We start from the raw sequence: 25,124 nt of genomic DNA on the forward strand, positions 1-25,124 counted from the left end.
GCCGGTGGCAGCACGCTGAGCGTCAAGATCGACGATGCGAAGGGCGGCAACTACGAGAAGCTGGACGTCGACGGCAAATCAGCCGACACCTCGGTGACCGATACCCAGGACACCACCAACCTGTCGCTGACCGCCAGCGGTTCAGTGGATGAAGGCGGCCAGATCATCTACACGGCGACCCTGACCAATGCGGCCGGCACACCGGTCACCGTGACGCTGAGCAACGGCGCGATCATCACCATTGCCGCCGGTGCGACTACCGGTAGCGTGACCGTCGATGCGCCAAAAGATGACGTCTACAAAGACGCCGGCCAAATCGAAGTGACCATCAAGGACGCGACCGGCGGCAACTTCGAGAACCTGGTCACCAGCGACACCCCGGCGGTCACCACCGTCAACGACACCATCGATTCCAGCACCGTTTCGCTGGCTGCCACTTCGAGCGTCGCCGAAGGCGGGACCGTGGTTTACACCGCGTCCGTATCGGCGCCGGTCACCGGTTCGCCGGTGGTTGTCACCCTGTCCAACGGCCAGACCATCACCATTCCGGTCGGCTCGAGCAGCGCCAGCGTCAACTTCACTGCACCGAACGATGCATTGGCTGGTGGCGGTTCGCTGAGCGTCAAAATTGACGGTGCAACAGGCGGCAACTACGAGAAGCTGGAAGTCGACGGCAAGTCAGCGGATACCTCTATCACTGACACTGCGGAAACCACCAACCTGTCGCTGACCGCAACCGGCACCGTGGATGAAGGCGGCCAGATCACCTACACGGCAACCCTGACCAACGCGGCCGGCACACCAGTGACCGTCACGCTGAGCAACGGCGCCGTCATCACCATCGAAGCGGGTAAAACCACTGGCTCCGTGAGCGTCGATGCTCCGAAGGACGATGTCTACAAAGACGCCGGCACCGTTGAAGCGACCATCAAAGACGCAACCGGTGGCAACTTCGAGAACCTGGTCGCCAGCAACACCACCGTTAACGACACCCTCGACACCAGCACCCTTTCGCTGAGTGCAACATCGAGCGTCGCCGAAGGCGGCACCGTGGTTTACACCGCGTCCGTAACCTCACCGGTCACCGGTTCGCCCGTGGTTGTGACCCTGTCCAACGGCCAGACCATCACCATCCCGGTCGGCGCGAGCAGCGGTTCTGTCAACTTCGTTGCGCCAAACGATGCCATCGCTGGCGGCGCCTCTCTGAGCGTCAAGATCGATGACGCCAAGGGCGGCAACTACGAGAAGCTGGAAATCGATGGCAAGTCGGCGGATACCTCGGTTACCGATACCCAGGACACCACCAACCTGTCGCTGACCGCGACCGGCACCGTGGATGAAGGCGGCCAGATCACCTACACGGCAACCCTGACCAACGCGGCCGGCACACCAGTGACCGTCACGCTGAGCAACGGCACCGTCATCACCATCGAAGCGGGTAAAACCACCGGTTCCGTGACCGTCGATGCGCCAAAAGATGACGTCTACAAAGACGCGGGCACTGTCCAGGCAACCATTTCCACCGCCACCGGTGGCAACTTCGAAAACCTGGTGCCAAGCACGGTTCCAGCGGTTACCAGCATCAGCGACACCCTCGATACCTCGACCGTCACTCTGAACGCCAGCGCTTCGGCAACTGAAGGCGGCACCGTCACTTACACCGCGACTGTCGGTGCACCGGTGACGGGCAGCCCGGTCACCGTGTCCTTGGCCAACGGTCAGACGATCACTATCGAAGTCGGTAAAACCACCGGCACAGTGACCACCACCGCACCGAACGATGCATTGGCCGGTCATGCCCCGCTGACCAACTCGATCACCGGCGTCAGCGGCGGTAACTACGAGAACCTGGTGGCGGATAAAACGCCCGTCAGCACCACCGTGACCGACACCGTCGACACCACCCACCTCAGCCTGAGCGCGACCAACTCGGTCGCCGAAGGTAGCCAGATCACTTACACCGCGACCCTGACCAACGCCGCCGGCACGCCGGTGACTGTGACGTTGAGCAATGGCGCCGTGATCACCATCGGCGCCGGCAAAACCACTGGCACCGTGACTGTAGATGGGCCAATAGACGACGTCTACAAAGACGCTGGCGCTGTCCAGGCAACCATCTCCACCGCCACCGGTGGCAACTTCGAAAACCTGGTCACTAGCAACACCGCTGCGGTCACGACTGTCACCGACACGATCGACAAAACCGAAGTCAGCATCAGCGGCAGCACCTCGGTCACCGAAGGCCAGACCGCCAGCTACACCGTCAGCCTGACTCACCCGGCACAGACCGAAGTGACCCTGAAAATCGTCTACAGCGGCACCGCCGCCGACGGTTCGGACTTCACCGGCGTGTACACCGTGAAAATCCCGGCAGGCGCCAGCAGCGCGAGCTTCAACGTCGCGACGCTGGACGACAAGCTCACCGAAGGCACCGAGAACTTCGTGGTCAAGATCGACTCGGCCACTGGCGGCAACTTCGAAAACCTCGCGGTCAGTGCCTCCAACGGCAGCGTCAGCACCTCGATCATCGACAACGATGCTGCGCCGGTTCTCGACCTGGACGCCAACAACTCCAGCGGCGCCACCGGGGCCAACTACAACGTGACCTTCACTGAAGGCACCACCGGCCAGGGCGTCTCGATCGGCGACACCGACCTGAAAATCACCGACCCGGACAGCACGATGCTGACCGGCGCGACCATCGTGCTGACTAACCGTCAGCCGGGCGATGCGCTGAACTTGGGCAACAGCGTCAATGGCATCAGCATCAACGCCAATAGCCAGGACGGCACCGTCACCCTGACCCTGTCGGGCAACGCGACGCTGGCCGACTACATGCAGCAGATCAAAAACATCAGCTTCACCAACAGCAGTGAGAACCCGAGCACCGTGCCGCGGATCATCACCGTGACGGTGACCGATGGCAGCAACTACTCCAATACCGCGACCACCACCGTCAACGTGGTAGCTGTGAACGACGCGCCAACCGCCGCACCGGTTAACGTCACCGGCACCGAAGACACCCCGCTGATCCTCGGCTGGTCGACTTTCGGCGTCAGCGATGTCGACAGCGCAACTGCCAACCTGGGGGTGAAAATCACTCAGCTGCCGGGCGAAGGCAAGTTGCAGTACCTGGACGGTGCAACCTGGAAAGACGTAGCGACCAACCAGACCTTCAGCAAAGCCGACATCGACGCCGGCAAGTTGCGCTTCACCCCAGATGCCAACGAATCGGGCGTCGATGCTTACGGTGGCAGCGGCGTGGGCAATAAACAGGCGGACTACGCGCAGATCAAGTTCCAGCCAACCGACGGTCAACTGCTGGGCAGCACCGGCACGGTGAAAATCGACATCACACCGGTTGCCGATGCGCCATCCCTGAGCGTCGCGGACAACAGCGTCAAGTCCACCGGACTGATCAAGGAAGTCTGGACCGGCCTGTCGGGCCTAGGCACCGATGGCAGCGGCGCAGCTTCCGGCACGCTGAAATCGGTCATCGACGGCGCGGGTACCCCGAACTCCAGCGGCACTGTGACCAATGTGCAGTCCAACGGCAGTGTCACGGCCGGCACCGCTTCGAAAACGTCCGGGCTGATTTACCTCGAAGCCGGCAAGACGTACACCTTCAGTGGTACAGGTGACGACAGCCTGTTGGTGACTATAGGCGGTAAAAACGTGGCCGCAACCACGTGGGGCGCGGGCGGCAGCCTGAACGGTTCGTTCATCCCGACCACCAGCGGTTATTACACCCTGGACATCTACCACCACAACCAGAGCGGCCCGGGCAGCTATGACGTCAACCTGTCGGTCAACGGCGGTGCGGCGGTCGACCTGAGCAGTGCCGGCGTGCCGTTGTACACCGGCGTGGCCGATCTGGCCGCTTCTGGCGTGACGGTTTCCGATCTGCACGGCACCCATGGCGAAGGCTATTACGACGGCTACAAACTCAACGAAGGCGCCGAAGGCACCAGCGTTCATCTATCCGCGATCAAAACGGCACCGACCGACACCGACGGCTCCGAAAGCCTGAGCGTGAAGATCAGCGGCATCCCGGCAGGCTCGGTGCTCACCGATGGCGCAGGCCACACCTTCACCGCCACGACCCATGGCGAAGCCAACGTCACCGGCTGGAACCTCGGCACGCTGACCATTACTCCGCCGCCGTACTACAACGGTCAGTTCACCTTGACCGTGACATCGACATCCACCGAAGCCCATGGCGGTTCGGCATCGAGCACCGCGCAGATCCCGGTCACGGTGTACCCGTCGGTCTACAACGCGGCGACCGCCACTGCCGCCGACGACACCTTCACTGGCACCGACGGCAACGACATCATGGTCGCCGACATCGGCGGGCTGACCGTGGTGCCGGGCACCAACTACAACATCGCATTCATGGTCGACAGCTCGGGCAGCATGAGCGCCTCTTCAATCAGTGCGGCCAAGAATTCGCTGACGGCAGTGTTCAATACGCTCAAGCAAAGCCTGGGCAGCAACTCCGGCACCGTGAATATTTTCCTGGTGGACTTCGATACCCAGGTCAACAAATCGGTGTCGGTGAACCTGAATGACCCGAACGCCCTGACCTTGCTCAAATCCGTTCTGGACTCAATGTCATCCGGTGGGGGCACCAACTACGAGGACGTGTTCAAAACCACGGCCAACTGGTTCCAGAGTGCCGACGCCATGGCCAACACCGGTGCGAAGAACCTCACGTACTTCATCACCGACGGTAAACCGACCTATTACCAGAGCGGCGAGCAGACCAACCCGACCTTGTATGGCGATGTGAGGCTTGATGACGTCATCGCCACCATCAAATACAAGTTGGGGCAGACCTATTCCGGCTACCTGGACAGCACTCACTACCTGACCATCGACAGCGCCGGCAACGTCACGCTGCAAACTCAGAAAAAAAATGGCAGCTGGAACAGTTCCGAAATGGGTACGCTACATGCCGAAGGCAACGGCACCTACGAACTGTCCTATCGCGATGGCACCGGCAGCAGCACCGACTCCACGGCCATCGACAACTCCACCAATGGCTTCACATTGCTGAGCAACGTATCGACGGTGGAAGCGATCGGCCTGAACAAGGACGTCACCCTCGGCGACCTCAAGCCGTACGACTCGGATCAAGCGCCACAAACCAACATCGACCCGAAAGACCTGGCCAACTCGATCATCGGCCATACCGAAGCGACTATGCCGGGCGCCGACACGGTCAATGGCGGTGACGGCAACGACCTCCTGTTCGGCGATCTGGTGAGCTTCAATGGCGTTGCGGGCGAGGGTTATCAGGCGATGCAGGCGTTCGTGGCCCAGCAGACCGGCGTCGACGTCAGCAAAGTCACCACCAGCAACGTGCACCAGTACATCACCGAGCACTACACCGAGTTCGACGTGTCTGGCGCCCACGACGGTAACGACACGCTGCTGGGTGGCGCGGGCAACGACATTCTCTTCGGCCAGGGTGGTAACGACTTCCTCGACGGCGGCAAGGGCAATGACATCCTGCTCGGCGGCAGCGGCAATGACTCGTTGATCGGTGGTCAAGGCAACGACATTCTGATTGGCGGTTCGGGTGCCGATACCTTCATCTGGAAGGCTGGCGATACCGGCAGCGACGTGATCAAGGACTTCAAGGCCAGCGAAGGCGACCGCATCGACCTGCGTGATTTGCTGCAGGGCGAAAGCGGCAGCACCATCGACAACTTCCTGAAGATCACCACGGTGGATGGTGTGTCGTCCTTGCAAGTCAGCTCTGGCGGCAAGTTCAACGGCGCCGACGCTGCAGCGGCCACCCCGGATGTGACGATCAAACTGGAAGGTAACAATTGGTCCAGCGCCAGCATCAACTCGTTGATTGCCGGCAGTGACCCGACCATCAAGGTCGATCACAACAACAGTTGATCTGTAGGCTGACGGCCGCCCAAACCAGGCGGCCGTCACGTTTGCGTCCACCTCACGGGTGACGATTTCGTCGTCGCACCGCATACTCGCCTGCGTTGGCCTATGCTGCTGACAGCACGACGCTGGTCCATTTCCGAGGGATGCTCAATGTTTTACGTGCAACGCGATGCGCAAGGTCAGTTAGTGCGCGTGGAAGCCACGGCCTACGCCGAGGCCACGGAAACGCTGCCGGCCGACCACCATGAAATCCAGGCCTGGTTTGCCCATGAAGTGGTTGAAACCAGCCTGAAGCAGCTCAAGCAGAGCGACCTGGAAATGATCCGGGTACTCGACGACTTGATTCAGGTATTGACCCAAAAAGGCGTGATCCGCGTCACCGACCTGCCGCCGGCCGCGCAGGCCAAGTTGATGGACCGGACCCAGGCCCGTGAGGCGTTGGGCGGGTTGAGCCAGTTGATCGATGATGATGAGACGGGGTTGATCTAACGCCCGACGCCGATCGTTCCCACGCTCTGCGTGGGAATGCCTCAAGGGACGCTCCGCGTTCCAGCCTCACCGCTGACGTTGCGCCTGACACCGTTGTGACGCGGAGCGTCACGGGCTGCATTCCCACGCAGAGCGTGGGAACGATCATCTGTGCTGCTACCTCATGCTAAACCTCAGCCCGAGGCTGCATCTGCGGCGATTCGAGGTGATCCAGCGCCCGTTCCACCAACAACTGCACGCCATCGGCCATTCGGCTGAGCGCCAAGGCTACTGAGCGCCGTGAGCCTTCCACATCATCCGCGAGGTCGGCGGCGATGGCGCTGATGGAGAGTAGGTCTTCGGAGGCATTGGCGAGAAGGGCTTCAGTGTCGATGTCGGGTGAGACGGTGAAGAGGCGGCGTCTGCGGGGAGCAGGCGGATTCGGCGTTACTTTGAACATAAGAAATACCCTAAACAGTAAGTTGGAGCCGTCACCGTTCGCTTGCACGCGAATAGGGTGGCGGCCGTGCGCAGGTGTGCAAGACCGGGACTGTTTAGGACACCCAGCAGATCCGAAGATCTCCTGCGCGCAGCCGCCATTAAGCAGTGAACATCGAAATGCTCATTGAGAGGAATGGCAGCACGCTACCTAAACAGTTTGGTCGGACTTGCACGTCCGTGTCACCGATTATTCAGTGACAAGGCCAGACTAGCCTTGGACTTCGGCCGGAACAAGTTCACCAACACCGCTACAACTTGAAGGAAATCTCCTAGGACTTTGCAGCCGGAATAATCGGTGTCTGCACTGGCGCCATCGCGGGCAAGCCCGCTCCCACAGGGGGCGGCGGTGAACGCAGGATTGTGGTACCACACAAATCCTGTGGGAGCGGGCTTGCCCGCGATGACGGCATCAGCCTCACTGCCAAGGCTTAGGCTCTCCAAACAACTGCCCCTGAACCCCATACAACCCCATCTCACGAATCACCGACAACTCCCCTTCGGTCTCGACCCGTTCGGCAATCAATGGCAAATCAATGCTATGCGCCGCCCGCTGAATCGCCTCGATGAACAGACGCTTGTCGCTCTCCTGATCAATCGCCCGGATGTAACTTCCGTCGATCTTCAGATACGCCAACCCCAGCCGCGCCAGGTTGCCGATCATGCTGAAGCGCCCACCAAAACGCTGCAGGCTTAGCGAGAACCCAAGCTCGCGCAGACGCTGAGTCAGCTGTTCCAGCACCGCTTGTTCAGGCAATTGTTCTTCGCCGATTTCCAGGGTCAGTCGCTCCCCGAGATTCGAATGCTGACGCAGAATGTCGAACACTTTGTTCAGCGCCTGCGGATCCGCCAGTGTCGCCGAAGACAGGTTCAGCGCCAGCGACTCTTCATGGTCGGCCATCTGCTCGAGCACCAGCTCCAGCATCAAACGGTCCAGCCGCGCGGTCCAGCCGAAACGTTCGAGCCATGGCAGGAAACGCCCGGCGGGAATGGTCTGGTCCTGCTCATCGAGCAGGCGCGACAGCACTTTGTAATGCAGCACCACTTGCGTGTCGTGGCTGGCCACCACCGGCTGGAAGTACAGCTCGAAACGCTGCTGATCCAACGCCCGATCCAGCAAGGTGTGCCAGGCATGGTGGTCATCGCCAACCCGGGTCGATGCACTGTGGTCGAGGCACGCCCAGCTTGGTTCGCCCTGACTTTCCGCCTGGGCCAGTGCCTGATCCGCCAACCCGATGACCGCTTGCGGCGAGTCACCATGGGCAAACGGCGCCAGCCCGATCGAAGCCACCGACGCCACGTCCGTGGCGCCCGTCGCATGCAAGCTCGCCATTGCATTATCGAGATTACTCGCCAGTTGCAGCGCTTCTTCGCGCACCAGCCCCGGCGCCAGCACGGCGAATTCACCGCCACGAATGCGCGTGACGAGGTTCTGGGTTTCCGGGTACTTGGCGCACTCACGGGACAACTGCTCGCCCACCGCTTTCAACAATTCATCGGTGCGCTGGCCACCGAGCCGCTGGTTCAAACCAGCCAGATCCTTGACCCGAAGCAGCAGCAAATAGCCGGAACTGGCCTGCTCCGAGTTACTCACTCGTGCGTTCAATTGCATCTCGAAATAACGCCGGTTGGCCAGGCCGGTCAGGTTGTCCTGATAGGATTCGGCTCGCAGTTTTTCACTGCGTTCGGCCTGCTCCTGGAACAGTGCCTTGAGCTTCTCGACCATCTGGTTCATCGCCTGCACCACCCGACGCAGTTCCGGGGTACGCGGCAGTTCCGGCAGGCTGAGGAATTCGCGGCGAGCAATGGCGTGGGATTGCTTGACCATGTAATCCAGCGGCTTCAGTTGCCGGCGCAGCAACAGCGCGCCCAGCACCGCACTCACCGCGCCGCAGATCAGCAGCCAGCCGAGGCTGCCCAACGCGCTCTGCCACAGCTTGGCCAACGCGAACATCGGATGGCTGACCACCTCGACCCGTGCGGCCTGCTCCCAGCCACGGCTGACAAGCGCGTCGCCACCGGCCGGTTCCAGGCCGATCAGTTTGACGAACCAGTCCGGCACGTTGGTGACCGCCGGGATGCCGCTGCGCTCGACAATCGTCTTGTCGTTGGCCAGATCGACCACACGGATGTTCGCGTAATAACCGCTGTCGAAGATCGAGCTGACCAGCAACTCGACCATCGCCGGGTCATCGATGTTCGGTGTCAGGGACAGCGCCAATGCCGTCGCCGCGTCCTGGGCATGGGATCGCAACTGGTTGACGTACTGGGTACGCGAGCTTTCCAGACTGACCATGAAGCTGCCGGTGAAGGCGACCACCAGGAACAGACAGATAGCGATCAACAGCTGTTTGAACAAAGACATCTGAGCGCGTGCTCCTAGTTAGTCGTCTCGACCGGGAAACCTTCGGCCTGCATTTTCTTCAACACATCCTGCCAGCGGGACAGACGTTTGGTGTCTCCGACCTTCTTGTTACCCTTGGCACCCGGCAACCACAACCCTTCGGCATTGAAAGAGTAGACCGGCAGCAAATCGGTTCGCTGGCTGGCGGGCTTGATCGCATCGATCAGGCTGTCAAGCACCAAAGGCATGGCCTCTGGGCTCGAGTAGTAGGTCAGCACCATGTGCGCGCGATTCAGGCGCAAAGCCTTGACGTAGGTGATGCGCAGCTTGTCACTGGAGACACCGAGATGGCGCAGGCTGAAATACTTGGCGATAGCGTAGTCTTCGCAATCGCCGGCGCCTTTCCATAAGCCTTCGATCGGCGTTTCCCAATAATCGACCTCGTGCCACAGGTCGATGTCTTCTTCGTAGCGCATCTGCTTGTTGAAGAATCGGTTGACCACGTTGAGTTGTTCCAGCTCGCCAATCTGCTTTTGCGTGGCCAGCAACTGCTGCCAGGCATCAATGCGCTGCTGCCCTTCACCCAAAGGCCCGTACAATGCCTGCGCGCGGCGGCTGATCAGCGAAAAATCCCAGTCGGCATGCAGCCCGCCCAGCATGACGCCGGCCAGCAGCAGCGCGCAGCCTAGCCAGCGCAAAATCCGAGGGATCGCGAAACGTACCGGCAATGCGAGGCATCCAGGGTAGGCAGGTGGAAGTCGGGTGATGGTGCAGGTTAGCCCGGTAAAAGACAATGGCACGGTGAGATCACTGCCGACACGCTAAACTTTGTATTGTGGGTGCAATAAAAAAATCGCAGCCTTGCGTAGGAGCTGCCGAAGGCTGCGATCTTTTGACTTTTGACTGTTTGACAACCTGTCAAGCAGTCACTAGTGTCCATTTGGATCCAAATATCTCAGCCAAACAGGGTGCGTTTGTTGTGACACAGAAGCCCAACCCTCTCAGCAGCATCAAGGTCAACGGGCCGATTCCCGCCCATCTGGCGCGCTCGGTGATCGAAGAAACCTTGCGCGCGGCAATTCTCGACGGTCGTATTCCTTGCGGTACCGCCGTGCGTCAGCAAGACCTCGCCGACCTGTTCGGTGTTAGCCGCATGCCGGTGCGCGAAGCTTTGCGCCAGCTCGAAGCGCAATCGCTGCTCAATGTGATTGCCCATAAAGGCGCGGTAGTTGCACCGCTGGTTCAGGGCGACGCCGCAGAAACCTATGAGCTGCGAATCCTGCTGGAGACCGAAGCCCTGCGTCAGTCGATCCCCCTCCTTGAAGCCGCCGATTTCGAACAGGCGGCGCGCTATATCGACGAGTTGGAAACGGAACACGACTACACCGAGATCGGCCGACTCAATCGCCTGTTCCACATGGCGCTTTACGAAAAGGCCCGCAATAAGCGCCTGCTGAGACTCGTCGAAGACGGATTGAACGAAGAGGAGCGCTTCCTGCGCTTCAATCTGGAAGCCATGGGCTTGGGCAAACTGTCCCAGGAAGATCACCGAGCATTGTTGCGAGCCGCCGAAGAGCGGGACGTCGAGCGCGCAGTGACGTTGCTCGAAAACCACCTCAACCGGGGTGTCGAAGTCATCACCCGCTACCTCGAAAGCCCTGAGGCGCAGCGCCGGAAAAACTCAAAGTAAAAAACCGCAGCGATAGCTGAGTGAGCCCATTAAGCGGCTCGCTTCGCTATGGAGCTGATTCCCGCACCTGGATTGGCCGACGAACAAATCTGCTTACAAATCCCCTTTCGTTCACACCAGACCGGTGTGCAGCGACTTCCTGCCCCGCGCCCCAAAGCCCCTGTCTCTTTAAACCCGACATTTGCACCTATCAGATCATGCAGGGGTGATAGCGACTGCCGTGAATTACGCTCACTCTTGAGCTGCCAACGAATAATGACGGACGACGCACCGCACCCGCGGAGCAGTCGACGCACCAAGAACCTACGGAAGGAGTCTTGCCACGGGAAAGGAAGAACCGGCGTCGCTCCCAGCCAACTTCCACCCCTCAGATCACATCAACGAACCCAGTAGAAAGTTGCTTTGAGTGAGGCATTCACTCTTTATTTTAATTTTGGCTTATATAAGCCGAAAGGAGCAACTTCGCCCAAATAAAACTTTATATAAAAGTCTTATTGAAACTTGTCGCGCCCGACAAAGTTGAAACTTGAATTAATTAAAAAATGACTTGCCCGACACTTTGTTCGTGTATTAGTTTTTCTCCGCCGCCCACAAACACTGGGCGCCAAGTACTACTTAGTGATTAAACACCTGAAAAAACATCAATTCAATTGAGGCCCCCATTCGCCAATAAAAAACTTCAAGCAACCGTCAGTTATTGATCAAACACCCCCTCAACGGTATTCCAGATCACTTATAGGCTCGCTCATGAAACCGACTAAAGATCGCCTTAACCAGAAGAAAGCAGAACTTAGTGCACACCCGATCTTCTCTGAAATACAGTCGTTACCGGTCCTTCAACGTTTTATGGAAACCCATGTGTTTGCGGTGTGGGATTTCATGTCGCTGACCAAGCGCCTGCAACAGGAACTGACCTGCGTTCAACTGCCCTGGCTGCCTCCGCGAGATCCTCAGGCTGCGCGGTTGATCAACGAGATCGTGCTTGGTGAAGAGTCTGATGATCGTCCCGCCCAAGGTCACTACAGCCACTTCGAGTTGTACCTGGATGCGATGCGCGAAGTCGGTGCAAGCACCATCGCCGTCGAACGCTTCGTGGCGCTGCAAAAAGAAGGCGTGAGCTACGACGTGGCATTGCAAAGCGTCGACGTCGACCCGGCGGCCGCGCAGTTCGTGCGTCACACCTTGCACACCGCGTTGCATGCGCCGGGGCACAGTGTGGCGGCGGCGTTTCTGCATGGCCGCGAGAGCGTGATTCCGCAGATGTTCCAGCGGATTCTCGACGACTGGGGCATCGGCATCGAACAGGCGCCTACCTTCCGTTATTACCTGGAACGGCACATCGAAGTCGATTCCGAAGACCACGGCCCGGCGGCGGAAAAACTCCTCGCCCGCCTGGTCGATGGCGATCCGCAGCGCGAAGAAGACGTCTACGCCAGCGCTATTGCCGCCGTGGAAAGCCGCATTGCCCTGTGGGACGGCTTGCGCCTGAGCATGAGCGAACCGGTGGCGGAGGTGAACGCATGAACGCCGCCGACTACCAATCCTTCGCCGATGCCTGGGAGAGCCGTGCAACCATTCGCACCCGCCCCCGGCGCGTACTGGAGAACGACGACAAACTGATCTATCCGCTGAGCCGTCAGCCGCTGGTACTGAGTGAAACCTTCCTGCGCGAATGTCCGGAACAACGGGACTTTGCCCTGGTGCAGACGCTCTACAAGTTCATCAATGACGTGGTGATTTTCGAAACCGAGATCGTCGACAAGACCGCCCGCAGCATCGCCAAAAACCGCTTCAGCGTGGCGTTCCCGTTCGCCTGCCGCTACGACGCCATGACCGTGGTGGTGGACGAGGATTACCACGCGCTAGTGGCCATGGATTTCATGCAGCAAACCGTCGCCATGACCGGCATCGTGCCGATCGAGTTGCCGGATGAAATCGAACTGAGCCGGGCAATTCCTGCCGCCGTGGCGCTCGCACCGGAACACCTGCGCAGCGCCGTGGAGCTGATCTGCGTGGCCATCGCCGAGAACACCGTGACCGGCGATGTCGCGGCGTTCGCCAAGGACGACACGGTGAAGCAATCGATCAAGGGCCTGATGGCCGACCACTTGCTCGACGAGGGTCGCCATTCCGGGTTCTGGGCGCGGTTGGTGCGCATCTATTGGCACACCGCAAACGAAGACGATCGCCAGTGCATCGCGCAAATTCTGCCGGTGTTCATCGGCCACTACCTGACCAACGACATTCAGAAGTCCTTCGACTTTCGCTTGATCGATGCCTTGCAAATCAGCGATGTGGCGCGCCGGGCACTCAAGAGCGAAGTGTCGGGGCTGGCCTTCCCGATCAATCGCCATCACCCGCTGGTCGCCAACATCGTGCGGTTTTTTCGCAGCAGTTCGCTGCTCGATTCACCGTGCGTACAAAGCGCCCTGAGCGACTACCTGGTTTAACGAGGAGAACATCATGAGACGTCTCGATATTTTGCTCATTGGGCAAAGCCAGGCCCTGACCGACCTGGCGCTGGAACTCGAACAACACGGTCATTCACTGGCGCGGCTTGTGAATCTGGAGAAGCTGCCGCCCAGCACGTTTGATTTGCTGATCGACGATGCAAGCCTGCCATTTCAGGAGTTCGGCGATGCACCGCGCCTGACGCTGCAGCTGGGTATCGGCGTGCCGGGCGCCTCGGGCCTGCCAGCATTGGACCTGCTGTGCACGTACAACTCGATGCAACCAAGTCGCGTGCCAGTTGCTGAAGAACTGTCCGGCAACGGCCAGACGCTGCGCCTGCGAGCGGTGGCCGATATGGTCGATCACGTGGCGCTGCTGGTCAGCCGCTTCTCCCGGGATGCCGATTATTTCTTGCAGGCAGAACCGGCGGCTTCCACGCACTTTGAGCAGGTGGAAAATCTACTGTTTCTAGAACACCTGGCCTACGTCCATCAGCTCAACGCCACGGCTGAACCATGGCTGCTGCAACTCAGCCAGATCACCATGATCGAGCGGCTTGAACAGCGCTTCATTCAGTCTGCCGAGCGGCCGGCGCTGAACATCGCCGGTACGTCGCTGAGCTATCGGCAACTGCACGCCCATAGCCGCGCTATCCAGCAGCGTTTGCAACCGTTGCTCGATCAACATCAGAGGCCGTTGGTGGTCGGGATCTGCCTGCCGAAATGCAGCGCGTTGTATGCGGGGATTCTGGCGATTCTGGGCAGCGGCGCGGTGTACCTGCCGCTGGAGCCAAGCCATCCGCTGCAACGTCAGCAGTACATTCTGGAAAACGCCGGCGCGGTGTTGTTGCTGCATGACGGAGAACACCCGCTCAGCGAGACGATGCCTGGGCTGGACATCAGCTGCATCGACCTCGGCGATGTGAATCTCGATCAACCCTTGATGCGCCAACGACCTGATCTCGATGCTCCGTGCATGGCGCTCTATACCTCGGGCACCACGGGGCACCCCAAAGGCGTGTTGCTCAGCCAGGCCAACCTCGCGCACTTCACCGCGTGGTACGCCGACTATGTGCAACTGACCGAACAGAGCCGGGCGTTGCAGTTTTCATCGTTGAGTTTCGACTCGTCACTGATCGACATTTTCCCGACGTTGCTCCAGGGCGCCGAGCTGATCGTGCCCAACGATGACCAACGTCGCGACCCGCTGCAACTGGTCGAGCTGATCCGTCACCAACGACTCAGCCATGCCTTTTTGCCGCCAGCGCTGTTGAGCATCCTGCCGCTGGATCAGTTGCAAGTGCTCGATCACGTGATGACCGGTGGCGATGTTTGCGAACCCTACGTGATCGAGCAACTGACCCGCCAAGGCAATCTCTACAACCTCTACGGCCCGACCGAAGCCACGGTGCTGATCACCGCGCGACAACTGCGCACCGGCGACAGCAATCGGACCCTCGGTGCACCGATTGCCAACAGTCAGGTGCTGATCCTCGATGAAAACTTTCAACCGGTGGCCGAGCAAACCGTCGGTGAGTTGTACATCGTCGGCCCGGGGGTATGCCTGGGTTACCTGAACAACCCGCAGCAGACTGCCGAACGTTATCTGGATCTGAGCCTGCCGAATGGCCAGAGCCTGCGCGCGTATCGCACTGGCGACATGGCCAAGTGGACCCGCGACGGTATCGAGCTGTGCGGACGGCGCGACAATCAGGTGAAGATTCGCGGCTTTCGGGTCGAGCCCGAAGAGATCGAACGCTGCCTGCGCGACAGTCAGCTGTACCGTCAGGTGGCGGTGGTCATCGACCGTCATCGAAGGATTCTGGCCTTTCTCGCGCAGCCCCAGGAAGAGCAACCCGGTGCTGCTCGCGAAGCCTTGAAAGCCCACGCGATGCAGTTTCTGCCGGACTACATGCAGCCGACTGCATGGACCGAACTGGCGAGCATGCCGTTCGCCAGCAACGGCAAGGTCGACCGCAAAGCGCTGCTGGAACTGCCTGTCAACGTGACCGAAAACAGCCAACGGCGTTTGCCCGCCAGCGCCGATGAAGCGCTATTGCTGGAGATCTGGGCTGAACTGCTGGAGCTGCCCGCCAGCGATATTTCCACCGACGAAAGTTTCTTTAATCTGGGGGGACACTCGATCCTGCTGTCACGCATGTTGCTGCGTTTGCGTGAAGAGTTCGGCCGCAGCATCTCGATCAACCGCTTCATCGAACTGCCGACGATTGCGAAGCTAGCGACCTTGGTGCGCGGCTCCGGGACCGAGGAAGTGCTGAGCGAAAAAGCCCTGGCCGATGCCTTCCGCGAACTGGATATCGAGCCGTTGCCGATCAGCCGAATGGGCGATGTGCACAAGGTGATCGTCACCGGCGCCAACAGCTTTGTCGGTGTTCATATCGTCGAAGCGCTGCTGGCCTGGGGCGCCAGCGAAGTAGCGTGCCTGGTGCGCGATGGCGGTGGGCAATCGGCAGCGCAACGCTTTGATCAGGCGTTGCGGGAAAACCGTCTGGGGCATCTGGACCTGAGCCGGGTGCGGGTTTACGCGGCGGACATCACTCGTCCGCAACTGGGGCTCAGCAAAGACGTTTATCAACGACTGGATCGCGAGTTCGGCGCATTGGTGCACAACGCCGCCAACGTCAATCACGTCCTCGATTACGAGTCGTTGGCGCGGGACAACGTCGAGCCGATTTTCGAGTGCCTGCGCCTGTGTGAAGGGCGCAGCAAGAAGATCTTCAACTTCGTCTCGACGCTCTCGGCGTCCAGCACGATTTCCGACGATGGCCGGGTGCTGGAATTGCCTGCCGCGCAGACACCGCCGATCTACATCAAGAACGGCTACAACCTGTCCAAATGGGTCGGCGAGCGGATCCTTGAACGGGCGCGGGAGCGTGGGGTGCGGGTCAATCTTTATCGCCCCGGCAACATCAGCTTCAACAGCCTTACCGGTGTCTGCCAACCCCACAAGAATCGCTTGATGCTGATGCTCAAGGGCTCAATCCAGCTCGGCCAGGTGCCGGAGTTCGCGCTGAATTTCGACCTGATGCCGGTGGATTTCCTCGCCCGTTTCATCGCCTTCCACGCCAGCCGTTACCAGGCCGAAAAAGCCGTGTTCAACCTGCACAACCCCGAGCCCCTGAGCTGGGATTCCTACGTGGCGTCATTTCGCGAGGCCGGTCGGGAATTCGCCATGGTCAGCGTCGCCGACTGGCAGCAGCAACTAGGCCGGGTCGACAGCGACAACGCACTGTTTGGCGTGCTGGGTTTCTACCTTAACGGCTTCGAAGAAGACATCGGCGACATCTCGATGATCGGCCATGACAACGCCCAGGCCGGCGTCCGGCAGATGGGCGCGCAGTACCCGGAAAAATCTCCAGCGCTGCTGCGGCGTGGCTGCGACTACCTCAAAGAAATCAACTTCATCTGATTCACCCTAACCCTGCACGGAGCAAAACCATGAATACTCTGCAACCCGATACCCTGATCAAAAATCCTCACGGCTGCCACGTCGTGTCTTCGGTGGAAGTACCGGCCGATGCGGCACACGTCTGGGCGGTGGTCGGTAACTTTGCCGGCTTCGATCGATTCATTCCGGCGCTGTCGCACATCGAGATGACGGGCGAAGGCGTGTCGTCGCTGCGCAAGAAATTCTTCAAGGACGGCAACCTGGTGGTCGAGCAACTCAACTCCCGGGATGACCAGGCGCTGAACATGACCTGGACGACGATCTACAACACGCTGGGCGTGGCCAATTTGTGGGCGGCGATGAGTGTTGAGTCCTTGGGGGCGAGCAAGTCGCGGGCGACCTGGACCATCATCGCCGAACCGGCCCAGGGTGGCGCCGAGGCACTGCCGGGGTTCAAGGATTTTGTTCAGGGGTTTGCCGATGATGCGATGGGGAATGTGTTGAAGCTGTTTGTGTAAGGCTTCGGTTGAGCGGTGACTGATCTACCGCTTTCGCGGGCAAGCCTCGCTCCTACAAGGGCATCGTATAACCTGTAGGAGCGAGCGGTGCGGCGATCCGACTTGCCCGCGAAGAACGATAACGCGGTAGAACTGACCTCAATCAGATCTTGAAACTATCAACCAACTGCTTCAACCGATTGGCCTGCTGGGACAGCGCATCGCAATCCTTCAATGTTTCATTAAGGTTGGCCACGCTCTGCTGGTTCAGCAGGTTGATCTGGTTCACGTCAACGTTGAGGGTTTCCACCACGGCAGTCTGCTCTTCGGTCGCGGCGGCCACCGACTGGTTCATCCCGTCGATTTCGCCGATGCGCTGAGTCACGCTGACCAGTCGCAGGCCGGCCTGGTTCGCCACTTCGACGCTCTGCTCGCTGGAGACCTGACTGGCGTTCATGGTGGTCACCGCTTCGCGAGAACCGATCTGCAGCGAGCTGATCATCTTGTGGATCTCTTCCGCCGATTCCTGAGTGCGATGAGCAAGGTTACGCACCTCGTCCGCCACCACCGCAAAACCACGACCGGCCTCACCGGCACGGGCCGCTTCGATGGCCGCGTTGAGCGCCAGCAAATTGGTCTGCTGGGAGATGCCTTTGATCACATCGAGAATGTGGCCGATGTTGTCGGTGCTCGCGTTCAGGGTTTCGATCTGCGTGCAGGACAGGCTGATTTTCTGCGACAGCTCAGTCATGGCCAGGATGGTTTTTTCCACCACCTGCCGACCGTCATCAGCCTGCTCGCTCGCGCCGCTGGCGTGTTGCGAAGCATCGGCGGCGTTGCGGGCGATTTCCTGGGTGGCGGCGCCCAATTGGTTGATCGCCGCGGCCACGCTATTGGTGCGGGCGCTTTGTTCGTCGGAGCCGATGATCGAAGCGTTGGACGATGCCATGACTCGTTGCGACAGGTCATGAACCTGACGGGTCGCCGAGGACACTTCGGAAATCGACGCGTGAATCCGCTCCACGAACTGGTTGAAGGAGCCGCCCAACTCGCCGAACTCGTCTTTGCTTTCTACGACCAGACGACGGGTCAGGTCGCCCTCGCCCTGAGCGATGTCCTGCATCGCACGGCCCATCGTGGTCAGCGGTCGCATCAGCACATTAATCAGCAGACTCAGCAGCACTGCAATGGCGGTCACGGCGATGAACATCGCGATCAGCGCCGAGGTGCGGAACTGGCTCAGTGGTGCGTAGGCCTTGGCCTTGTCGATCGACAGACCGATGTACCACTCGGCATTCGGCAAACCGCTCACCGGCGTGAACGAGAGGATGCGGTCCTGCTTGTTCAGTTCTACTTCCTGGATGCCTTTCCCGATTCGGACGCTGGAACCCGGATAGATGTCTTTCAGGTTCTTCATCACCTGATCCTTGTCCGGGCTGACGATCACCTGACCGTCGGCGCTGACGAGGAACGCGTGACCGATACCACCGAAGTCCACCGAGTTGATGATCTTCACCAAGGTTTCCAGACTCAAGTCACCGCCGACGACACCCAGCAGTTCGCCTTGCTTTTTTACCGGCATGGCGATGGTCACCACCAACCCGCCGACCGCTGCCATGTAAGGCGGGGTCAGCATAGTCTTGTCGGCGACCACGGCTTGTTTGTACCAGGGGCGCTGACGCGGATCGTAGCCGTCCGGCATCTTCGCGTCAGGGCGCTGGGTGAACACACCATTGGCCTGCCCGACGTAGGTGAACTGGAAGTTCGACGTGAGGGCGGGTTGATCGACCAGCCCCGGCAAATCGGCATTGGCGCCTTGATGAGCGACGTTTTGCGCGAGGTTTTCCAGGACCAGCACGCGGCCGCTCATCCAGTTCTGCACGCTGCTGGCGGTCAGCTCGCCGGCTTGCTCAACGGAAGACTCGAGGTTTTGTCGGATGGTGTTTCGCTGCAAATAGTCGTTGTACAAAGTGAACAACGCAAAAGCCAGCACCACGACGCCTGAAGCGGCCAGCAGGATTTTATGGCTGAACTTTAGATTCATTTCATGGGACTTCTTATGCAAAAAGTGGGGATGCGTTCCGGGTTGCAACATTCCATGTAACAGCGCAGACGGACATTCTGTGGCCGCTCTACTTTGGTGCACGCATGTCTCACCAGTCTTGTCGGCACGAGTGGGAGAAATCTTAGGATTTTGTACGAAACACGTCAGATACCCGCCGAACGGTGTGCTAGAGCGTCCGCCTAGCAGTGTTTGCTGACAGTCGCTCGAACGCAGTTGCAAATTTTCCGACCCTTGATGACAATGCGACTAATTATCATTTGTGACGTCGGGCTGTCGCGTTCATGTCTTCACCTGAGTTTGCAGTACAGGCGCTTTACAGCAGTCATCACGGTTGGCTCAACAAGTGGCTGCGCGCTCGATTAGGTAATGCGGCCGATGCAGCGGATCTGGCTCAGGACACGTTCGTTCGTCTATTGCAAAGAACCGAACGCCTGGAGCTCAAGGCCCCTCGCGCTTTTCTGCGAACCATCGCCCGCGGCTTGGTGATCGACCACTGGCGCCGTGAGGAAATCGAGCGCGCGTACCTGGAAACCATCGCCCATTTGCCCGAGGCCGAAACCCCGAGCATCGAGGCGCGGGCATTGGTGCTCGAATTGCTGGAAAGCATCGCCCGCATGCTTGAAGGCCTGAAGCCGAAAGTGCGTCAGGCATTTCTGCTGGCCCAGTGCGAAGGACTTACCCACAAGCAGATCGCCGAACACATGGGATTGTCCCTTCGTTCGGTGGAACGTTATGTGGCTGACGCGCTATATCACTGCTATGTGCTGCGGTATGAAGCGTGATGCCTGTGGATAACTCAGCGCTGAGCCGCCGGGGCGAGCCGCATCAGCAGGTGGTCAGACAAGCCATCCACTGGCTGCTGCGTCTGCGTAACAACGCGACCAATTCCAGGCTGCGCCAGCAATGCGACGTCTGGCGAGCGGAACGCCATGAGCACGAACTGGCCTGGCAACGGGTGCAGTCCCTGCAAGCCGAGTTGAGCAGTAATCTGCGCGCGGTGCCCGGCGCTCAAGTCGCTTTCAACACGTTGGAAAACAGTGCACAGGGACTCGGACGGCGCCACGCGTTGAAGCTTCTGTCGGGCGCGTTATTGATGGGTTCGGCGGCATGGCTCGGCAAGGATGTGGTCGGTTGGCAACAGTGGACCGCCGACTTCGCCACCACCACGGGCGAGCGACGCGGTTTCCAGTTACCGGATGGCACGCGCCTGGAGCTCAATACCGCCAGCGCGGTGGATCTGGACTACACCGCGCAGCAGCGCCTGATCAGACTGACTCGCGGCGAAATCATCGTGACGTGCGGTGGGGCAAGTGAAGGGGTTTCGTTTGATCGACCGTTGCGGGTGCAAAGCCGTCACGGCGTGTTCGAAAGTGTGGCGGCGCGCTTCATCGTTCGTCAGGACGCCGACTGCACACGGCTCAGCGTCACCAGCGGCAGGGTCGCGATCCATTCGCCACGGGCCGCCGATGGGCTGCCGATTCAGGTGCAGGCCGGACAGAGTTATCTGATCGATCGAAGTCACGCACAGTTGGCACCGCCTCAAGACATGGATGCCGGTGCCTGGGTCGACGGCCTGATTGTCACCCGCAACATGCGCCTCGGGGATTTCATTAATGAGATCGGACGTTACAGGCACGGGTATCTGACCTGCGCGGCGGACATTGCCCACTTGCGGTTGTCCGGGGTTTTCCGCCTCGAAGACACCGACAAACTGCTGGCCATTCTGCCGCACACCCTGCCGGTACAACTGCGCTATCGCACTCGCTGGTGGGTGACGCTGGAGCGACAGGCCTGAATTATTTTTGGCGGGTTTTCCGAACAAGTCCGGCTTAGTCAGTAAGCACTTCAACTCTGCCTTTAGCGACTTCCTACGGAAACCTACAATGACTGTGCGCGCCATCAGTAAGAACCCTCTCCATTTCGCCGCGGAATCAGGCGTATTGCGCCACGCCATCCGGGCGGCGCTGCTCTCGACCGCATTGGGTGTCGGCCTGCTGCCGACACTTGGTGTTGCAGCCCAGGGCAGCGAAGCCATTAGCCATCGCTACAACCTTGCCGCCGGCCCCTTGAGCGATGTGCTCAACCAATTCGCGCGTCAGGCGGGCATTACCCTGTCGACAACTCCGGCTCAAACCCAAGGCCTCCAGTCTCCCGGATTACAGGGCGACTATTCGGCGGATCAGGCGTTGAGTCATTTACTCAACGGCACAGGGCTGGTGGCCGTCAGTCAGGATGGCAGCAGCTATGTGCTGCGGCCCGTCGCTGAAACCGAAGCCCTGGCACTTCCTACCACCGACATCAAAGGCTTCGCCTTGGGGAACGCGCTGGGCAGCATGGATGGCTACAACGCAACGCACAGCCAGATCGCCACCAAGACCAGTACCGCGCTGCTGGAAACCTCGCAAAGCGTGTCCGTGGTGACTCGCGAGCAAATGGACGACCAAGGCTCGCAAACCGTGTCCCAGGCGATGCGCTACACCCCGGGTGTGCTGACCAACCCATATGGCGCAACCCACCGGTATGACTACGTGGCGATGCGCGGATTCAACGACGGCTCGGTGGATAACATCTATCTCGACGGCCTCAAATCCATGGGCGACAGCGGTACCTACAGCACCATGCAGGTGGACCCGTATTTCCTCGAACGGGTCGATATTCTCAAAGGGCCGTCGTCGGTGCTCTACGGTCGCAGTTCGCCGGGCGGGCTGGTGGCGTTGACCAGCAAGAAGCCGTTGTATGAGCCCTATCATCAGGTTCAGGCCACGGTGGGCACCCAAGGCCAACGCGGCATGGGTTTCGACTTCAGCGGGCCAGTGGATGACGACAAACGTATCGCCTATCGCCTGACAGGGTTGGCGGATCAGTCCGACACACAGTTCGACCACAATAAGGAAAAACGCTTCGCCCTGGCGCCGACGGTGAGCATCGATTTCACCGAAGATACCTCGCTGACGCTGCAAGCCTATCTGCAACACGATCCCGACGGCGGCTATCACGCCGGCGTCCCGGCCGATGGCATAATCCATCAGCGCAACGGCAATCGGATCTCTCCAAACTTCTTCGAAGGCGAGCCGGGCATTGATGGTTTCCAGCGTGATCAACAATCCTTCGGCTACCAGTTCGAACACCGCTTCAACGACGTCTTTACCGCGCGGCAGAATTTCCGCTATCTCGACTCCAAGGTGAAGATCGATCAGGTTTACGCCTATGGCTGGACCACACCCACCAGCAACGAGTTGAACCGCTATTACACCGGCGGCGACGAAAAGCTCCACGCCTTTATCGTCGATAACATGCTGCAAGCCGAGTTCTTCACCGGCGCAACCAAACACACCGTGCTGATGGGTGCGGACTACCAGCGACGCAAAACGGTGGTCGACTGGACCAGCGGCGGTCTTGCGCCGATCGATGCGTTCAATCCGGTGTACGGCAATTCGGTCATCGACTTCTACAGCCCGACCAGCTATCTGCGCCGCCTGGAACAGACCGGCGTCTACCTGCAAGACCTGATCGAGATGGATAAATGGCGCTTCTCTTTGGGCCTGCGTCAGGACTGGGTCGAAACCTCCGATGAAAATCGGCTGGCTGAAGCGGGGCGCCCTGTGGGCACGGAAATCAGTGACGAACGCACCAAGCTGACGGGCCGAGCCGGAGCGTTGTACCTGTTTGATAACGGCATTGCGCCGTACATCAGTTACTCCGAGTCGTTCAACCCGAACTCCTACGCGGACAGCGCCGGCAATCCTCTGGCACCGACCGATGGCACCCAGTGGGAAGTGGGCCTGAAATACCAGCCGCCGGGCACCGACAACTTGTTCACGGCCTCGCTGTTCCGTATCGATCAGGAAAACCTGGCGACCAAACTGCCGCAGGAAAACTTCTATCGCGCTGTAGGCGCCGTCCGCTCCCAAGGTCTGGAACTGGAAGCGCACATGCAGCTGACCGATAACCTGAAAGTCCTCGGCAGCTACACCTTCACCGACATCGAGTATTCGAAGTCGATGATCAGTACGTTGAGCACCGACACGGACGTGATCGAAAACAAGGGCAACTCGCCGACTCAGGCGCCACGTCATATGGCCTCGGTGTGGGCGGACTACAAGTTCGACAGTGCAGCACTTGATGGCCTGCGTCTGGGCGGTGGCGTGCGTTACGTCGGCTACAGCTGGGCCGATGCGGAGAACACCCTGAAGGTGCCGTCCTACACATTGTTCGATGCGTCTGTCGGCTATGACCTGGGCAAGGTGGGTTTGAAGGGCGTGGACGTACGTCTGAATGCGAACAACCTGACCAACGAGTCCTACGTGGCCTCTTGTGCCAGCCTGAACTTCTGCTACCTGGGTGAAGAGCGCAATGTCGCCGCTACCGTGAGCTACCAGTTCTAACGACTCGTTATCCAAAAAAGCCAGCCCCTGAATTCAAGGGCTGGCTTTGTCGTCTCTGCAGGAAAATTCCATGCGTGCATTTCTGGTTTTACTTCATCGCTACATCGGTCTCGCGACGGCGCTATTTTTGCTGATGGCCGGGCTTACGGGCAGCATTCTGGCGTTCAATCATGAGCTGGATGAGTGGCTCAATCCTGAGTTCTACTCAGCGTCTGCCGACGGTCAGCGTTTGCCGCCCGGCACTTTGGTCGACAAGCTGCAAGCGGAGCATCCGAGGCTGCAAGTCTGGTACATGGAGTACCCGTCAGAGCCGGGTCATACCGCATTGCTGGCCGCGGTACCGCGCAATGATCCTGCGACCGGAAAACCTTTTGCCGAACCCAATCAGGTGTTCTATCTGGACCCGGTCAATGGCGAGCAAATGGGCCAGCGGTTCTGGGGGAAATGCTGTTTTCAGCGGGAGAACTTCATCCCGTTCATTCTTGAGTTTCACTACAACCTGGTCCTGCCGGATAACTGGGGTTTATTGTTAATGGGACTGGTCGCGATCGCCTGGGTTGTCGATTGTTTCATCGCGCTTTGGCTGACGCTTCCACGTGGGAAACCGTTCTGGAAGAAGTGGTCGACGGCCTGGAAGATCAAGGGCGGGCATGCCTACCGGCTGAACTTCGACCTGCATCGGGCGGGTGGTTTGTGGCTTTGGTTATTGCTGCTACCGATTGCGGTCAGCAGTGTCGCTATGAACCTGCCAAGCCAGGTCTTCAAGCCTGCCGTTTCACTGTTTTCGCCGGTTGAGCCGAGCGTTTACGAGGCCCGTGGACGAATGCCTGCCGAGGAGCTGGGAGTTACGCGGCTGAGTTATCAACAGGCTTATGAACGTGCGTTGCAGGAAGGGCAAAGGCTTGGGCTGACAGCTGCGATCGGGGAGTTGTATTACAGCTTTGAGTACAACTTTTATGGGGCTGGCTTTGGGCAACATGATACCGAGGCCCATGGAAAGTCTTGGCTGTTCTTCCATGGCACGGACGGGCGTTTACTGGGACAGGAAATCGCAGGGCAAGGCACCTTGGGAGAGCGTTTTTATCGGCTGCAATTGCCGATACATGGAGGGCGAATCATTGGGCTCACCGGGCAAGTGATGATCGCGGTGTTGGGTGTTTTGATTGCAGTATTGTCGGTGACGGGAATCTATATCTGGTGGCGCAAGTTGCTGGCTCGAAGGAGTAGCAAGGCGCGCAAGAGTGGGATGTGCCCCATACCGGATTGAGGTTTCTATAACCCAGAAAGACAAAACCCCTGTCTGCATAAGCAGACAGGGGTTTCGGAATTCAATCTTGACGATGACCTACTCTCACATGGGGAAACCCCACACTACCATCGGCGATGCATCGTTTCACTGCTGAGTTCG

Annotated in this window: 14 protein-coding genes, 1 rRNA gene and 1 pseudogene; 11 read left to right on the top strand and 5 right to left on the bottom strand. The window is 59.4% G+C overall.

The features are described from left to right. Positions 1-5,913 (top strand): annotated as a pseudogene (locus NHU87_RS27575) (LapA family giant adhesin); the annotation flags it as partial. A gap of 147 nt (positions 5,914-6,060) precedes the next feature. Beyond that, complete coding sequence (locus tag NHU87_RS27580) at positions 6,061-6,399, top strand: hypothetical protein (RefSeq protein ID WP_018930300.1); 339 nt, start codon at positions 6,061-6,063, stop codon at positions 6,397-6,399. A 166-nt stretch (positions 6,400-6,565) separates the two neighbouring features. Here NHU87_RS27580 and NHU87_RS27585 read toward each other — a convergent pair whose 3' ends face one another. From NHU87_RS27585 to lapG, 3 genes are all read right to left on the bottom strand, one after another. After that, positions 6,566-6,892 carry a DUF6124 family protein gene (locus tag NHU87_RS27585; protein ID WP_437180861.1) on the bottom strand — a complete coding sequence of 109 codons (327 nt, stop codon included), beginning with the start codon at positions 6,890-6,892 and terminating at the stop codon, positions 6,566-6,568. A 402-nt stretch (positions 6,893-7,294) separates the two neighbouring features. Next, the gene (gene lapD, locus NHU87_RS27590; protein WP_253554700.1) at positions 7,295-9,241 is read right to left on the bottom strand and encodes a cyclic di-GMP receptor LapD; all 1,947 of its coding nucleotides are present in this window, start codon (positions 9,239-9,241) and stop codon (positions 7,295-7,297) included. Positions 9,242-9,255: 14 nt separating this feature from the next. After that, complete coding sequence (lapG, locus tag NHU87_RS27595; protein ID WP_253554702.1) at positions 9,256-9,948, bottom strand: cysteine protease LapG; 693 nt, start codon at positions 9,946-9,948, stop codon at positions 9,256-9,258. 251 nt (positions 9,949-10,199) lie between these two features. On the opposite strand from lapG, the gene NHU87_RS27600 reads away from it, so the two are divergent. The 5 genes from NHU87_RS27600 (at position 10,200) to NHU87_RS27620 (ending at position 17,287) form a co-directional block, all read left to right on the top strand. Continuing rightward, the gene (locus tag NHU87_RS27600) at positions 10,200-10,910 is read left to right on the top strand and encodes a GntR family transcriptional regulator (protein ID WP_253554707.1); all 711 of its coding nucleotides are present in this window, start codon (positions 10,200-10,202) and stop codon (positions 10,908-10,910) included. A gap of 747 nt (positions 10,911-11,657) precedes the next feature. Continuing rightward, positions 11,658-12,434, top strand: coding sequence for a DUF3050 domain-containing protein (locus NHU87_RS27605; RefSeq protein ID WP_253554710.1), 777 nt, complete (start codon positions 11,658-11,660; stop codon positions 12,432-12,434). Next, a complete protein-coding gene (locus tag NHU87_RS27610; RefSeq protein ID WP_253554713.1) occupies positions 12,431-13,360 on the top strand; it encodes a diiron oxygenase in 930 nt (309 codons plus the stop codon). Before NHU87_RS27605 ends, NHU87_RS27610 begins: the two co-directional genes overlap by 4 nt. Positions 13,361-13,373: 13 nt before the next feature. Continuing rightward, complete coding sequence (locus tag NHU87_RS27615) at positions 13,374-16,790, top strand: non-ribosomal peptide synthetase (protein WP_253554716.1); 3,417 nt, start codon at positions 13,374-13,376, stop codon at positions 16,788-16,790. Between the two features lie 29 nt (positions 16,791-16,819). Further along, entirely contained in the window at positions 16,820-17,287 is a 468-nt protein-coding gene (locus NHU87_RS27620) for an SRPBCC family protein (RefSeq protein WP_253554719.1), read from the top strand. Positions 17,288-17,429: 142 nt separating this feature from the next. Here NHU87_RS27620 and NHU87_RS27625 read toward each other — a convergent pair whose 3' ends face one another. Next, complete coding sequence (locus NHU87_RS27625; protein WP_253554723.1) at positions 17,430-19,310, bottom strand: methyl-accepting chemotaxis protein; 1,881 nt, start codon at positions 19,308-19,310, stop codon at positions 17,430-17,432. Between the two features lie 302 nt (positions 19,311-19,612). On the opposite strand from NHU87_RS27625, the gene NHU87_RS27630 reads away from it, so the two are divergent. The 4 genes from NHU87_RS27630 to NHU87_RS27645 all read left to right on the top strand — a co-directional run bounded on the left by NHU87_RS27630 (position 19,613) and on the right by NHU87_RS27645 (position 24,983). Next, entirely contained in the window at positions 19,613-20,113 is a 501-nt protein-coding gene (locus NHU87_RS27630; RefSeq protein WP_253554725.1) for a sigma-70 family RNA polymerase sigma factor, read from the top strand. Beyond that, on the top strand, positions 20,113-21,126 hold the full coding sequence (locus tag NHU87_RS27635; RefSeq protein ID WP_253554727.1) for a FecR domain-containing protein: 1,014 nt from the start codon (positions 20,113-20,115) through the stop codon (positions 21,124-21,126). Before NHU87_RS27630 ends, NHU87_RS27635 begins: the two co-directional genes overlap by 1 nt. An 88-nt stretch (positions 21,127-21,214) precedes the next feature. Beyond that, positions 21,215-23,716, top strand: a complete 2,502-nt coding sequence (locus tag NHU87_RS27640) for a TonB-dependent siderophore receptor (RefSeq protein WP_253554729.1) — start codon at positions 21,215-21,217, stop codon at positions 23,714-23,716. A gap of 70 nt (positions 23,717-23,786) precedes the next feature. Beyond that, entirely contained in the window at positions 23,787-24,983 is a 1,197-nt protein-coding gene (locus NHU87_RS27645) for a PepSY-associated TM helix domain-containing protein (RefSeq protein ID WP_253554732.1), read from the top strand. A 65-nt stretch (positions 24,984-25,048) separates the two neighbouring features. Here the strand turns inward: NHU87_RS27645 and rrf are convergent. Next, positions 25,049-25,124, bottom strand: a 5S ribosomal RNA gene (gene rrf, locus NHU87_RS28730); the annotation flags it as partial.

The organism is Pseudomonas mandelii (genome assembly GCF_024138395.1).
Taxonomy (GTDB): Bacteria; Pseudomonadota; Gammaproteobacteria; order Pseudomonadales; family Pseudomonadaceae; genus Aquipseudomonas; species Aquipseudomonas mandelii_E.

What these genes read in the sequence shown, in the direction of transcription:
- NHU87_RS27645 (WP_253554732.1), top strand. Translation starts at nt 23,787, where the DNA reads ATGCGTGCATTTCTGGTTTTACTTCATCGCTACATCGGTCTCGCGACG.
- NHU87_RS27640 (WP_253554729.1), top strand. Translation starts at nt 21,215, where the DNA reads ATGACTGTGCGCGCCATCAGTAAGAACCCTCTCCATTTCGCCGCGGAA.
- NHU87_RS27615 (WP_253554716.1), top strand. Translation starts at nt 13,374, where the DNA reads ATGAGACGTCTCGATATTTTGCTCATTGGGCAAAGCCAGGCCCTGACC.
- NHU87_RS27580 (WP_018930300.1), top strand. Translation starts at nt 6,061, where the DNA reads ATGTTTTACGTGCAACGCGATGCGCAAGGTCAGTTAGTGCGCGTGGAA.
- NHU87_RS27605 (WP_253554710.1), top strand. Translation starts at nt 11,658, where the DNA reads ATGAAACCGACTAAAGATCGCCTTAACCAGAAGAAAGCAGAACTTAGT.
- NHU87_RS27620 (WP_253554719.1), top strand. Translation starts at nt 16,820, where the DNA reads ATGAATACTCTGCAACCCGATACCCTGATCAAAAATCCTCACGGCTGC.
- lapD (WP_253554700.1), bottom strand. Translation starts at nt 9,241, where the DNA reads ATGTCTTTGTTCAAACAGCTGTTGATCGCTATCTGTCTGTTCCTGGTG.
- NHU87_RS27630 (WP_253554725.1), top strand. Translation starts at nt 19,613, where the DNA reads ATGTCTTCACCTGAGTTTGCAGTACAGGCGCTTTACAGCAGTCATCAC.
- NHU87_RS27625 (WP_253554723.1), bottom strand. Translation starts at nt 19,310, where the DNA reads ATGAATCTAAAGTTCAGCCATAAAATCCTGCTGGCCGCTTCAGGCGTC.
- NHU87_RS27610 (WP_253554713.1), top strand. Translation starts at nt 12,431, where the DNA reads ATGAACGCCGCCGACTACCAATCCTTCGCCGATGCCTGGGAGAGCCGT.
- NHU87_RS27635 (WP_253554727.1), top strand. Translation starts at nt 20,113, where the DNA reads ATGCCTGTGGATAACTCAGCGCTGAGCCGCCGGGGCGAGCCGCATCAG.